This window comes from Trichococcus paludicola (assembly GCF_003052295.1).
Classification (GTDB): domain Bacteria; phylum Bacillota; class Bacilli; order Lactobacillales; family Aerococcaceae; genus Trichococcus; species Trichococcus paludicola.
Genome location: NZ_QBLC01000001.1, coordinates 368,271 through 382,095, shown reverse-complemented (window position 1 = coordinate 382,095; position 13,825 = coordinate 368,271). Strand labels below are relative to the sequence as shown.

The window sequence follows — 13,825 nt, the reverse complement described above, 5'->3', positions numbered from 1 at the left end:
CTGCCCTGATTCTTCTGCATCTAAAATGGACAAAGGAGTCCAGGACAACTGTCCCAGGCTCCTTGAATCACAAAAACCTTTATGCCACTGTCGAACCATTCGCTGCCGATTCTGGTGCAAGTATGACTTGAAGCACGCCATCCTTTTCAGCAGAAAGGATCATTCCTTGGCTGATTTCACCCTTCATCTTGCGCGCTTTCAGGTTAGCGACGATGATGACTTTTTTGCCGATGAAATACGCAGGATCCGGATACCATTGTGCAATACCGGACAGGATTTGGCGATGACCTTCGTCACCCGCATCTAGACGGAATTTCAGCAATTTGTCCGCGCCTTCGACCTTCTGGCAATCGATGACTTCAGCAACCTTCAGCTCGACTTTATCGAAGTCTTCATATTTGATCTGTTTTTCTTTTTCAGAAGTCAGTACGGTAGTCGTCGGATCCCACTCGGCCGCGACTGTTTCCTCTTCCACTGGGGTTGTTCCGCCCATTTGTTCCTTGATGTAGGCGACTTCTTCTTCCGTAACGAGACGAGGGAAGATCGGTGTGCCTTTTTCGACTACCTTCACGTCCGCCGGGAATGTTCCGAAGGCTACATTTTCCCAAGCGCCTTGTTTTTCGAAGTCCAATCCAAGTTGTTCATACATCCTGAAAGGTGCTTGCGTCATGAAAGGAGACAGGAGAATGCCGACGACGCGCAACGTTTCCGCCAAATGCGACATGACGCTTCCCAACTCCGCTTGCTTGGACTCGTCCTTCGCCAAGACCCATGGAGCCGTCTCATCGATGTATTTGTTCGCGCGTGAAATGAGGCGCCATGTTTCGGACAAGGCAGAACTGAACTGCATGTTGTCCATTTCCTTCTGGTAATTCTCGGTCACTTCCGCCGCCATCGCTTTGAGCTCCGCATCAAAAGCCGTTTCCGCTGCAAGCGCCGCTGGGATGTTCCCTCCGAAATATTTATTGATCATGGCGATTGTTCTGTTCAGCAAGTTGCCCAGGTCGTTCGCCAGATCATAATTGATCCGGTTCACGTAGTCTTCCGGCGTGAAGATGCCGTCGCTGCCGAAGGTCACTTCGCGCATCAGATAGTAGCGCAAAGCATCCAACCCGAAGCGGTCCACCAACATATCCGGATACACAACATTGCCTTTGGATTTGGACATTTTGCCTTCCTTCATCAACAACCAACCGTGTCCGAAAATTTTCTTCGGAAGCGGTAGATCCAGTGCCATCAGCATAATCGGCCAATAGATGGTGTGGAAGCGGACGATTTCTTTTCCGACCATGTGCACATCAGCCGGCCAATATTTTTGGTAAAGCGAGTCATCAGCCGAACCATAACCCAAGGCAGTGATGTAGTTCGCCAATGCATCAATCCAAACATAGACCACGTGCTTCGGATTGCTCTTTACGGGAATCCCCCAGGTAAAGGTCGTCCGTGATACAGCCAGATCCTCAAGGCCTGGTTTGATGAAATTGTTGACCATCTCGTTTTTGCGTGATTCCGGTTGGATGAAATCAGGATGCGCATCGTAATAAGCCAACAGGCGATCCGCGTATTTGCTCATGCGGAAGAAGTAGGACTCCTCTTTCACCAATTCGACTTCATGGCCGCTCGGAGCAACCCCGCCGATGATTTTTCCGTCGGCATCGCGGTAAACTTCAGCCAATTGGGTTTCCGTGAAGAACTCTTCGTCGGAAACGGAATACCAGCCTTCGTATTCGCCAAGATAGATGTCACCTTGTGCCAATAATTGTTCGAAAATCTGCTGAACAGCCTGCACATGATCATCATCAGTCGTGCGGATGAACTTGTTGTTGGAAATGTCCAGACGTTTCCACAGATCCTGCATATCCTGGGCCATGCCGTCGACATATTCTTTCGGTGTGATGCCCAATTCTGCAGCTTTGTTCTCGATTTTTTGCCCATGCTCATCTGAACCGGTCAGGTAGAACACATCGAATCCCATCAGTTTTTTATAGCGCGCCATTACATCGCATGCGATTGTGGAATACGCATTACCGATGTGGAGCTTACCGCTCGGATAATAGATTGGAGTAGTGATATAAAATGTATTTTTTTCTTTAGCCACGAATGAGTGCGCCTCCCTGAATTCTAAGTTATTTGCGAATGTACGCAACTTACCGTACCATTCTACCACAAAAGTCAAGGGTTGGGGCGCGAAATTCGAAACAAGCAGCAACCTCCCGCCATCGCCTACAACTCCGGATCCACGCACAAAAAAACCGAAAGCAACGTTCCGCTCCCGGCCTTTCCAGCATCATTCAGCTTTTTCAGTATAGTTGTGGATCGCATCCCGCAAAAAGGCGGCGGCCCCTTCGCCCGATGCTTTGTCGTAGTATGCCGTGAACCGTTCGTCATCGACATACATCTGGGCCAGCCCGCGGTGCGCTTCCGTGGAGTACGTCGGCCAAGTGTAGCTCAGCCACTGTTTATGCAGCGCAGCAACCGCAAGGGCAGCCTCTCCGCCGGCATCCCCTGTAGCCATCGCTTCGGTCAGCAGCTCCTGCAGGCGCACGGCCAGCTCCTGCATCGCGTCAAAATCCGCTTCGCTCATTCCCGCAAATTTTTTGTTTGAAGCCTTAATGGTCTTTTCGCCGTATTTTTCGCGGTTCTCTTGCCCGTAGCGGCTTTCGTTCTCGTCGAGCAGTTCCCTTTTCAAGCCTTCAAATTTTTCTTTGTCGCTCATCTTTTTTCCTCCTCTTTTTTCATCCAGCGTAGCCTCGACCGTTTTGATCAGCAATTCGATTTCTGCCTTTTTCTCCAACAACGCCTGTTTATGCGCGACCAACGATCGTTCCGCGTCATAGGCTGGGTCATCCATCGCTGCTTTGATCTCATCAAGCGCAAAGGACAGCTGCTTGAAGAACAGGATCTGCTGCAGCCTGTCTACCTCCGCTTCACCGTAGATGCGGTAGCCCGAGGAACTGGTGCGTTTGGGCTTCAGCAAGCCGATTTCATCATAGAAGCGCAGCGTCCGCGTGCTTACGCCGGCCAGCCGGCTCAATTTTTGGATCGTGTATTCCATACCTATCCCCTCCGATGATTTCATCATACACCTTGACGTTGCGTCAAGGTCAACAGATTCCTGTACAAGAAAAGCTGAACGGGTTCGTTCAGCCCTGAAAGAAATTTAGGAAATCTGGCCTCGCAACGTTCCCTACGGTCACCTTATACTGGGACTCTAAGGGATGAACCCCTAAGAGTCCCATGCAAATGAGCATCGCAGAGCGCAATTGCTGAGAGACTTCCTGCGTCAGCAGGTTAGTCGAACAGTATGTCTTGGCTCGCAGAGACAAGAGGTTCCTTTACCCTTTCCGAAGGGCTAACCCGTGAAGCTAGCCAACAATTTGGGACGCATGAAACATTTTGCTATCCTGTGAAACACCTATGGTGATGCACTTTTGAGTACAGAAATTTTATTCTTTCCTACATTATGCAAAAAAAGACAGCCCCGGAGGACTGTCGTGAATTTCGGATTATCTTGCAACACGTACGGCAAATGATGCGCCGGAAAGGTTGTAAGAAGAATAAGTAACGGTTTGGCCTGGTGCTGGAGCGTGGATGTATTGTCCGCCGCCTACGTAGATAGCTACGTGATAAGTCGCGCCTCTTGAACCCCAGAAAATCAAATCTCCCGCTTGTGCGGCTGATACAGCAATCTGCGTACCTGAGTTTTCTTGAGGAACTGTGTAGCCACCGATTTCGATGCCGTATGCCTGTCTGAAAACATAAGAAGTGAAGCCTGAGCAGTCAAAGCCTGATGGTGTTTTTCCACCCCATACATAAGGAACCCCGATGTATTGTGCAGCAATGGAAACAACATCGCCTGTTGGTGCTGATAATGCCGGTGCAGTCACGACTGGCGCAGCCACAACGGGTGCGCTGACGACTGGTGCAGCTGCTGCAGGAGCAGACACAACTGGTGCACTCTCAACAACTGGTGCAGCGGCAACTGTTTGAGCAGGAGCTGAGCTAGCAGTTGTTGCTGACTCGGAACTTGCAACCGTGCTTGATGCAATGTCGACGGATGAAGCAGCAGCAGAAGATTCTTCTGAACTTGCTTGTGCGACTGTTGCAGCTACAGTAGCTGCGGCAGCTTCAGCGGCGGCAATGGAAGCAGCCTCTGCGGCAGCACGTTGATCAGCTTCTTCTTTTTGTGCCAAGAACATTTCACGGTCGGATTCAGCTGTTGCTTTTTCAGCAGCCAAAGCGGCAACTGCGCTTTCTTGTTCGATTCTCTTCACTTGCAGATCGCCTTTAAGTTGTTCCAACTCCATGGCCATTGCATTGATTTCGTTTAAGTTATCTTCTGTTTTATTTTTCTTGTCTTCAACAGCTTTTTGATCCGCAACTTGCTGTTCTACCAATTCTTTATTGGCAGAAACCATTTTTGATACAACATCGATGCGGGATACTAAATCCGTGAAGGATTCTGATGATACGATGAAGTTCAAGTAGTTTTCGTTTGAACCGTTCACTTGAACAGATCTTGCTTGTTCATCCAATTGCTCTTCGCGTTGCGCGATGACAACTTGCAATTCGGCAATATCTTCTTGTAAAGCAACAATCTCATCTTGTGTCTTTACGCGGTTTGCCAATAAAGTCTCTGCTCTTTTTTCGGCTGCATCAACTTCTGCAGTGATTGCAGACAAGTTTTCTTCTACCGTACTTTGTTTGCTGTCCAATTCAGAAATTTTTGTTTCTTGCTGTTGGATTTTGGTTAAGATTTCATCTGCTTGCGCTGTAAAAGGCGTTACTATACTTGTTGCAAGGATCGTACCTGCTAATGCGATAGCCACTAATTTCTTCTTCAAGTCTAATTCCTCCACTTACATTCGATTGTAGTTAGTTATAATTCTTATATATCTTTTAACTTTTTATAGTTTTCCTTAAGATTCATCAACATAATGAATCATAACATAGTTTTTTTTCGTTTAACTCGGTTTCGTCAAGTTGTATCCTAACTGTAACAATTCTGTAAAACGATTCCCCTAATGTGTCCAAATCAGCGCCATCAGTAATATTTCATGCACCTCCCCCTTTTGTAACATTTCAGCAACATTACTTTTTTCATTGTCACTGTTGACATTTAAAGTTTTACTGCGCTATACTTACGGCAATTAACCAATACAATAAAAAGCGATGAAAAAGACAGTAGAATCGGGATTTTGTCCTTCAGAGAGTCAGCGGTTGGTGGAAGCTGATGCAAGCCTGGATTCGAATTACACTTTGGAGCTTTCTTATGCGCATAAGCGGTCGGCATACGATACATGTCAGAGTGGCAAAGTCTTTCCGATTTCGGGATGATTCTGCAAGCTGGGTGGTAACACGGTAACTATCGTCCCTGTTCAAACAAGTATTTTCTTGTCTGGACAGGGATTTTTTTGCATATAAATTTATGAGAAAAGGAATGAAGCACATGAATATCATCGATGAATTAGAATGGCGCGGCGCCATCAACCAACAAACGGATGCAGCAGGTCTACGCAAATTAACGGAGGATGAGCAGATTGGCCTCTATTGCGGCGTTGACCCTACCGGTGACAGCCTGCATATCGGACATCTGATTCCCTTCATCGTATTGAAGAGATTCCAATTGGCCGGACACAGGCCAGTCATCCTGATCGGCGGAGCGACCGGATCGATCGGAGACCCAAGCGGAAAGAGCGAAGAGCGTGTCCTGCAATCGATGGATCAGGTCGTCGAGAATGCAAATGCTTTGACCTCTCAAATGAAGAAACTATTCTTGTCCGACAGTTCAGCTGACATCCGTCTAGTCAATAACTATGATTGGACCAAAGATTTGACGCTGTTGGATTTCCTGCGCGACTTCGGCAAAAATTTCAACATCAATACGATGTTGGCAAAAGATATCGTAGCCAGTCGTCTGGATACCGGCATTTCCTTCACGGAATTCACATACCAAATTCTACAGTCCATGGACTTCCTGCATCTTTTCCAGAATGAAGGCGTCAACCTTCAGATCGGCGGCCAGGATCAATGGGGCAATATCACTGCCGGTTTGGATCTGATACGCAAAAAAGAAGGCGCGGAAGCAAAAGCTTTCGGTTTGACGATTCCGTTGATGCTGAAGGCGGACGGAACGAAATTCGGCAAGACTGCCGGCGGTGCTGTCTGGTTGGACCCTAAGAAAACAACACCTTACGAATTCTACCAATTCTGGGTGAACCAGGACGACCGTGATGTCATCAAATACTTAAAATACTTCACTTTCCTTTCGAAGGAAGAAATTGATGCGCTGACTGAAAAAGTGGAAACAGAGCCGCACAAACGCGAAGCCCAAAAAATATTGGCATCGGAAATGACGCGCTTCGTCCACAGCGAACAGGCCTTGGCGGACGCTCTCAAGATCACCGAAGCCCTGTTTACCGGCGAAGTGAAGGAATTGACTGCCGATGAAATCGCTGAAGGCTTCAAAAATATGCCGACTTTCGAATCCGACCTGAAGGAACAGGAATTGGTCACTTGGCTGGTCGATCTCGGCATCGAACCATCACGCCGTCAATCACGCGAAGACATCCAAAACGGCGCCATCTCGATCAATGGCGACAAAGTCACGGATCTGGCATTCGTCATCACTGCCGAAAATTCTTTCGAAGGCCGCTTCATCTTAGTACGTCGCGGCAAAAAGAAATATTTCCTGGTTAAATTGGTGGCTTGATATGACAACCCCACAACTCTTTTCGCGCGAAGCCGCACTCCGGTTGGAACCGGTCGAGAACATGGAGCAAATCAACGAACTGTCCCGCTTGGCTGACATCATCTGGCATGAGTACTATCTGCCGATCCTGGGACCAGCGCAGGTAACCTATATGTTGGAGAACATCCAATCCAGAGCAAACCTGGAAGAGGATATCGAAACAGGCAAATTGGATTATTTCCTCATCAAAAGCGAGGGCCAATCCGCCGGTTACTTGGCTATCCAATTACAGGACGACAAGCTGTTCATCAGCAAGCTCTACCTGCTACAGGAAGCCCGCGGACAAGGCTACGCCTATCAGATCCTGCAGAAAATGGTCGATCTGGCCATCAGGGAACAGAAAAAAGTCCTGGAGCTTACCGTCAACAAATACAATGAAGGTTCGATCGCTTTCTATGAAAAATACGGTTTTGTGCGCACGGAATCCATCGTTGCCCCCATCGGAGGCGGCTTCGTAATGGACGACTACGTCTACCAATATCCCCTCGCACCAAAACGATAGACAACACAAATAGAGGACAGCTGAACACTTCCTCAGCTGTCCTCTATTTTTTTGCGCTTCCTAATTCGACCACTCTTTCGGGCTCCACATCCGCCCGTCCAGTTCGCCCTCCATCTGTTCCATCCGTTGATGCTGCTCCTGGAAAAGCTTCTTCGTTTCCTGAAAAAGCGCTTTTTGCCGGTAATCCTTGCTTGCTTCCACTAAATGGTCCAGTTGTTTCTGCACCCAATTTTCAGTCTCCATTGTCACCCCCCGCTTTGCCTTTGCCTTTATCCCAGCTGATTGCCTTCCATTTGCGCCAACGTCCACGCCAGATCATCCAAGTGCTCGCGGTTGTCCTCCAAAACGGTAAGCAGATGCTCCACCAGTTGCTGATCCGCTTCGGAAAGTCCCGCTTTCCCGAGCGACTGCAGTTGGAGTTTGAACCAATTTTCTGAAGTCTTGAGACTGGCGTCATTGTCTTTGGTCAGGTATTGCTGATAAGCGATCAGCAATTCTTTCTTCTTGCTGTCGCTCAGATAATCGAACTTCGAAACGACGAGCGTCGGCAAGTACACCATGCCGCATTTCCTTGCCATCGCCTGAAACGGCCGGGTCAGTTCCGAAATCGTGAAGCCTTCCCTGCCCCCCGCTTGGTATTCGCGTTCATTCACACCAAGGGCCAGAACGAGGCCGAATTCTTTCCCCGACAGCCTGCTTCCGTCAGCTCCGTAGGCGAAACCTTCAGTCAGGACGACATCCTGCCATTGCTTCAACAAAGCAGGCGAGCTGTACCAATAGAACGGGAATTGGAAGATTATACGGTCATACTGGAGCAATTGCTGTTGCTCGGCCTCCCGATCGATCTGTCCATCCGGATAAACCGATTCGAGATGGTGCCAAGTCACCCCTTCAGCCGGAAGACTTTCCCACAGAAACCTTTGCGCGTTGGAATCAGCCAGCGTCGGGTGGCTGACTATGATCACTGTTTGCATCCTTTCACCTCATTCACTCAATAGTTCTTCATCCGAATCATAACAAGCTGCCGGCCAGAGTTCAAGTTGCACGCTCATCCTGTCCAAAACCAACAAAAATCCCTTCCCTCACCATCCGCTTAATCCGGATGCAAAGGAAGGGATATTGTATTATAGGTTTGCGGTAATGATCAGTGCTTGGTCCTGCGCCTTCAGGCATAATTCCTGCGCCTTGAAGATATGTTCCTGCGTCATCGCATTTTCGGTGCGGTTGATGCAGTCCAAGATCATTTCGCCGAAGAACGGGAACCCGACTTCGCCCGCCAATGAGTAATGCTCCTCGCCATCCTTCGTCACCAGGAAGAGGTGATCGCCAGTCTGTTCGGTCGCCACGTTGATATATTTGCGGATTTCGATTGTTCCTTCGGTCCCTGTGATGAACGTGCGTCCGTCACCCCATGTTCCGAGTCCGTCCGGCGTGAACCAATCGACTTTGAAGATGAAGGTTGCGCCATTATCGCCGACGAGCGTGGCATCACCATAGTCCTCCAACTCGGGCGTAGTCGGATTGTTGTAGTTCCCGACTTTGCTGTGCAGCACTTTCGCATCGGTATTACCCGTATAGTGAAGGAACTGCTCGATCTGGTGGCTGCCGATGTCGGCCAAAATGCCGCCGTACTGTTCTTTTTTGAAGAACCAATCCGGACGTTTCTCCTTGTCGAGACGGTGCGGTCCGAATCCGGTCACTTGGATGACGCGGCCGATCCTGCCCTCTTCGATCAGTTGGCCGGCAAATACAGCTCCTTCCACGTGCAGGCGTTCGCTGAAGTAGACCCAATATTTTTTCCCGGTCTCTGCTACGACTTTTTTGGTCTCTTCCAGTTGTTCAAGTGTCGTGAAGCCTGTCTTGTCCGTGAAGTAGTCTTTTCCTGCCCGCATGACGCGGTTTCCTAAAGCACTGCGCAAATTAGGCACTGCCGCCGCCGCGACCAATTGGATTTCCGGATCTTCCAGGATCTGCTCCAATGAATCGGCGACCGCAACATCCGGGAAAGATTCCAAGTAATTCGCTACCTTTCCCGCATCCGAATCGTACACATATTTGATTGTGGCGCCGGCTTCGATCAGGCCGTTCGTCATGCCATTGATGTGCCCGTGGTCCAATGCCGTTACGCCGACATTGAATGCTCCCGGTTCCACTACCCGATTGACTTTCCCTTTCGGGGCATAATTCATTCCATCTTTATTTCCCACTCGCAAGACCTCCATAGTTTTCATTTATATAGGAAGAAGTCCGAAGAGAATTTCCTCCGAACTTCTTCATCCGATTGATCAGAACAGGTTTCCGTAACCCAATTCCAACAGATAATCACGGGATATTTTCAGGCTTTCGAACGGATCCACACCGTACGTGTCATCCTGTTCGACCAAAAGGTAGCGCACGCCGGAAGCGATGCTTTCTTCGATGATGTCCTTCAAAGGCAGACTGCCTGTCCCCAATTCAGCGAATTGGATGACATCCGTGAAAGCAGCCATGAATTTCGCATGCTCGCCTTTGTATAGCGCATCAAAAGCTTCATCCGGAATCGCTGCAATGCGGTAGTCCTTCAGATGGATCAGTTCCACTTTGCCTTTGTAGTCCTTAATGACTTCAAGCGGATTGGCTCCGCCGCGCTGCACCCAGTGGACATCCAATTCAAAGCCTAACAACGGCGCTTTTTCGCGGATGATGTCCAACAGGAATTTGCCGTCGTATTTGCGGAATTCGATGTGATGATTATGGTAGTACAAAGTGATGCCATCTTCTTTCAGCTTGTGGGTCACTTCGTTCGCATCCTTGCAGAATTCCAGCACTTTGTCCAAGCTGGCCATCGCATCGAAAGGCAAGATGCCGATGCGCAACAGATCCGTACCGACCGCTTTGCAGTCAGCCACAATTTTGTCGTAGTCGGTCGTCAAAGATTCGCCGCCCGGCATCTGCGGCTTCAAAGCAGCAGTCATCGATGCTATTTCCATTCCAAAATCGGCCGTCGCTTTTTGGATTTGGGCGATATTCTCGGGCGTTGTCGCCACCTGAGAGATTTCGATCGAGTTGTATCCGATTTCATGCAATTTCTTCAACGTTTCGTAAGGCCCTACTTCTTCAAAACTTTTCTTGATTGTTGACGCTTGTACACCTATCTTAACTTTAGACATGTATAATTTCCTCCATTTCGATTGTACGCTTTTCTTTTGATGATAATTTCATCGCATCGATCATCAGCATGGCCGGCAAGGCATCCCGGACCGTCACATAATCATCCGTGTCCGCTTCGATCGCGTTGTAGAAACGCTGGATCAGGGCAGAATGGCTCGGACCGTAGTAAAATTTCGTCCCTTGCAACGGCGTGTCCTGCAGGTGCAGTTCTTTTTCTCCGGAACTGTTCGAACGATACAAACAGTTGTCCTTGATCGTGAATTTTGCCTTTTCGGTGATGACCTGCAATTCTACGCTGGAATTCTCGACATAGGCATTGGTCGACATATAGAAACCGCGGGCGCCGTTTTTGAATGTGAAATTCGCGACGGCAGTGTCCTCAACTTCGATGTCATAGTCCGTGATGTTCGACAGGCTGGCTTTGCAGCGGTCGATTTCCCCGCCCAGGACCTGCATCAGATCAAGCGTGTGGATGGCCTGATTGATGATCGATCCACCGCCGGCAAATTCCATCTGACCGCGCCATGGTTTGGTGGTGTAATAGGTTTCAGGCCGATGCCATGCCACCAGTCCTTTCACCGCTGTCACTGCCCCGACGTTCTCGTCCGCGAGCAATTTTCCCAGTTCCAAAAACGTTTCGTTGTAGCGATTCTGGAAACACACGCCGATTTTCTTGTTGCTTCCATCTGCCAAGGCGAGCGTCTTCAAGCCTTCTTCATAATCCAAGGCTAAGGGCTTTTCCTGGAAAACGTGCACGTCTTTTTCAATACAGAGTTTCGTGATCGGATAATGCAGATAGTGCGGCAGGCAGATATGTACAACATCCAATCCCTCTTTTTCCAACATCGTTTCTACGTCTGTGTAAAAAGGCACATCAGGATATTTGCTCTTCAAGGCTTCATTTACGTCGCAGACCGCAACCAATTCACCGTTGTCGCTGGCATCGATAGCATATTTGTGGACAGGCGATACATCCCCTAATCCGATTATTGCCGCTCTTAACATCTCTGATCACGTCACTTTCTTATTTTCTTTGTTCGAATTTTCCTTCTTCAGCGATGCGTTTGTTCAGCTCTGCCAAATACAGGTCGCCGTCCACATTGTAGTCCACTTCTTTATCCAACCAAGAGGACAGGTGCATCGCATTCGCCAGAGTAACACCATTGATACCTTCTTCGCCGTTGGCCAATAAAGGCTCCCCTTTTCCGATATGATCGGCAAAATTATTCAACACAGAAATGTGCTGCAGACCTTGTGGAGTAACAAACTCTTCTTCGGTGATTTTTACGTAATCTTCCATCTTGATTTGTCCCATGAAGAGTTTCATGACATCCTGCATGTCCATGTTTTCGGACAGTTCAGCTTCAGGAGCGGTCAATTGTTTCACGATCAGTTTCTTCGAATCTTCGACGATTATTTTCCCTTTCGTCCCAAAGATTTCGAAGCGGTCCGTCCCGACAATGTCGTTTGTGCAGGTGATGAATGAACCGGTAGCGCCGTTGCCGAAGTCCAAGAGTGCGTTCACTTCATTTTCGACGACGATGTTACGTCCAGCACCATATTGAAGCTTCGCGTAGACTTTTTCAGGCTTTCCGCAGATCCATTGCAGCAGATCCAATTGGTGAGGAGCTTGGTTCACAAGTACGCCGCCGCCTTCTCCGCCCCAAGTTGCACGCCATGCGCTCTGGTTGTAGTAGCCTTGCGGTCTCCACCAAGTTGTGATGATCCAAGTGGCGCGCTGCAACTCGCCGATCGCTTTTTCATCCATCAATTGTTTCACTCTGCGGTAAAGCGGGTTTGTGCGTTGGTTGAAGAAGATCGCAAAAGTCGTTTCCGGGTATTTCTTCGATGTTTCGATCAATCGTTCCACATCTTTCGTATAAACACCTGCCGGCTTTTCGCCCAACAAATGGATGCCGCGTTCAAGTGCCGCGATGCCCATCATGCAGTGGTCATAGTGCGGGACTGTCGTTACGATTGCGTTTACAATACCCGATTCCAAAAGATCCAGGTAGTTGTCGAAGAAAGGCATTCCAGGGAAATCTTCGGCGATTTTCGCTTTTTTAGCCGGATCGTTGTCGCAGATTGCTGCCAACTCGATGTTGTCGTTCAGTCGCTCATCGTTGTTCTTGAAGAACCCTGCGTACATGCCGCCTTCTGCACCATAACCAATAATTCCTAATTTCACTTTTTCTGTCATTCTCATCATTCTCCTTTTTGTATGCTGATTCTATTGTTTTTTCTGTAATTACTGGGTGTACTGCCGATGTTCTGTTTGAAATATCTGCTGAAATGGGCATCGCTTTCAAAACCGCATTCGCCGGAAATCGTTTTGATGGATTTGGATGGCTCCATCAATAATGCCGTGCACGCTTGTGATAGCCGATATCCCATCGCATAAGCCATGATAGTGTTTCCTGTGATTTCTTTGAAAGCATGGGACAAATAGGATTTGCTCAAATTAAGGGCTTGGGCGATATCATCGATATTGAACGAATCACGGTAATGCCTGAAAATGTATTCCGAAACCTTTTCCGCTATCTGTGTCTTTTCATCGACATAGGCTTGTCCTTTTTCTACAATCTTATCCGTTGAAGAATCTATCATCAGAAGCAACTGGATTAAAGCCAGTTTGCGTTTCGCTTCATTTGCATAGGATTGGTCCAATTGCTGCAAATGATTCATTTCCCGGATAGCATTTTCCAATAGGAGTTCATCCTTCTTTCGGAAAGTCCGAATGAGACCATTGCGATTTTCAGTAAAGAATCGCAAAAGATAGTCAATGTTCAGGTCATTCAGTAAAGGTGCAATCCAATCGGCATCGAAATGGACAATGCTGCGTTCATAGGCATCCTTGTCGCCGATTACGTAGGCACGGTGAACCGTCATCCCATCCATCATCAGCAAGTCGCCGGGCTGAAGGTAATAGATTTTATTGCCGACCAGGAATCGGCAATTTCCGCCGTGGAACAGGAAAATTTCATATTGCGGATGTGTATGGAAGTCAAGGGCATAGGCTTGTCCTTTGACGTGATATCCGATCAACAATTTTTCAATGATACGTGTCACCTCCCTCTCTTTGACACTTTAGAGTATAAAATAATAGCGGTTACAATTCAATGTCCTGAAATGCTTACATTTTTAAAATAATTGACTGAGAGTGCTTATTGTTGTTCGAAAAAACAAAGTCGAGAAAAAATTTTCTCGACTTCACTTGGTGCAGCAGTGTTTTGGGTGATTTGTGAACAAAATGGCACATTGGTTGGATAGTCACTGAATGCGAATCATCGTATCCTGTAGAACGGTTCTGATTCGCAGATACCGCTCCCGTTTCGCAAACAGTGGATGTCCACAAGAGAGGTGGACATCCACTGTTCACTCCAACTTCCGGGTATCTAAACGCGAATCATCACACTCTGTTT

General features: G+C 48.2%; 12 protein-coding genes and 1 other annotated feature. Of the genes, 2 read left to right on the top strand and 10 right to left on the bottom strand.

The window, feature by feature from the left end:
* Window positions 1–79 precede the first annotated feature (79 nt).
* From metG to C7R56_RS01685, 3 genes are all read right to left on the bottom strand, one after another.
* Window positions 80–2,098, bottom strand: coding sequence for a methionine--tRNA ligase (gene metG / locus C7R56_RS01695; protein ID WP_107994896.1), 2,019 nt, complete (start codon window positions 2,096–2,098; stop codon window positions 80–82).
* A 189-nt stretch (window positions 2,099–2,287) separates the two neighbouring features.
* Window positions 2,288–3,055: a MerR family transcriptional regulator gene (locus tag C7R56_RS01690; protein ID WP_107994895.1), complete on the bottom strand. Its 768-nt coding sequence runs from the start codon at window positions 3,053–3,055 to the stop codon at window positions 2,288–2,290.
* Between the two features lie 451 nt (window positions 3,056–3,506).
* Window positions 3,507–4,844, bottom strand: coding sequence for a C40 family peptidase (locus C7R56_RS01685; RefSeq protein WP_107994894.1), 1,338 nt, complete (start codon window positions 4,842–4,844; stop codon window positions 3,507–3,509).
* A 319-nt stretch (window positions 4,845–5,163) separates the two neighbouring features.
* Window positions 5,164–5,379, top strand: a binding site (T-box leader).
* A gap of 70 nt (window positions 5,380–5,449) precedes the next feature.
* Between C7R56_RS01685 and tyrS the strand changes: the two genes are divergently transcribed.
* Together tyrS and C7R56_RS01675 are read left to right on the top strand one after the other, a co-directional pair.
* Window positions 5,450–6,712, top strand: coding sequence for a tyrosine--tRNA ligase (tyrS, locus tag C7R56_RS01680; RefSeq protein WP_107994893.1), 1,263 nt, complete (start codon window positions 5,450–5,452; stop codon window positions 6,710–6,712).
* 1 nt (window position 6,713) lies between these two features.
* Entirely contained in the window at window positions 6,714–7,253 is a 540-nt protein-coding gene (locus C7R56_RS01675; RefSeq protein WP_107994892.1) for a GNAT family N-acetyltransferase, read from the top strand.
* A gap of 60 nt (window positions 7,254–7,313) precedes the next feature.
* Here the strand turns inward: C7R56_RS01675 and C7R56_RS01670 are convergent, their stop codons facing one another.
* The 7 genes from C7R56_RS01670 to C7R56_RS01640 all read right to left on the bottom strand — a co-directional run bounded on the left by C7R56_RS01670 (window position 7,314) and on the right by C7R56_RS01640 (window position 13,472).
* The gene (locus tag C7R56_RS01670; RefSeq protein WP_107994891.1) at window positions 7,314–7,496 is read right to left on the bottom strand and encodes a hypothetical protein; all 183 of its coding nucleotides are present in this window, start codon (window positions 7,494–7,496) and stop codon (window positions 7,314–7,316) included.
* 26 nt (window positions 7,497–7,522) lie between these two features.
* On the bottom strand, window positions 7,523–8,227 hold the full coding sequence (locus C7R56_RS01665) for an NAD(P)H-dependent oxidoreductase (protein WP_107994890.1): 705 nt from the start codon (window positions 8,225–8,227) through the stop codon (window positions 7,523–7,525).
* Window positions 8,228–8,377: 150 nt separating this feature from the next.
* On the bottom strand, window positions 8,378–9,460 hold the full coding sequence (locus C7R56_RS01660) for a Gfo/Idh/MocA family protein (RefSeq protein WP_107994889.1): 1,083 nt from the start codon (window positions 9,458–9,460) through the stop codon (window positions 8,378–8,380).
* Window positions 9,461–9,538: 78 nt separating this feature from the next.
* Window positions 9,539–10,402, bottom strand: a complete 864-nt coding sequence (locus tag C7R56_RS01655; RefSeq protein WP_107994888.1) for a sugar phosphate isomerase/epimerase family protein — start codon at window positions 10,400–10,402, stop codon at window positions 9,539–9,541.
* The gene (locus C7R56_RS01650) at window positions 10,395–11,408 is read right to left on the bottom strand and encodes a Gfo/Idh/MocA family protein (RefSeq protein WP_107994887.1); all 1,014 of its coding nucleotides are present in this window, start codon (window positions 11,406–11,408) and stop codon (window positions 10,395–10,397) included. The genes C7R56_RS01655 and C7R56_RS01650 overlap by 8 nt, the downstream gene beginning before the upstream one ends.
* A 19-nt stretch (window positions 11,409–11,427) precedes the next feature.
* Entirely contained in the window at window positions 11,428–12,603 is a 1,176-nt protein-coding gene (locus C7R56_RS01645) for a Gfo/Idh/MocA family protein (RefSeq protein ID WP_107994886.1), read from the bottom strand.
* A 5-nt stretch (window positions 12,604–12,608) separates the two neighbouring features.
* Window positions 12,609–13,472: an AraC family transcriptional regulator gene (locus tag C7R56_RS01640; protein ID WP_107994885.1), complete on the bottom strand. Its 864-nt coding sequence runs from the start codon at window positions 13,470–13,472 to the stop codon at window positions 12,609–12,611.
* Window positions 13,473–13,825: the final 353 nt, after the last annotated feature.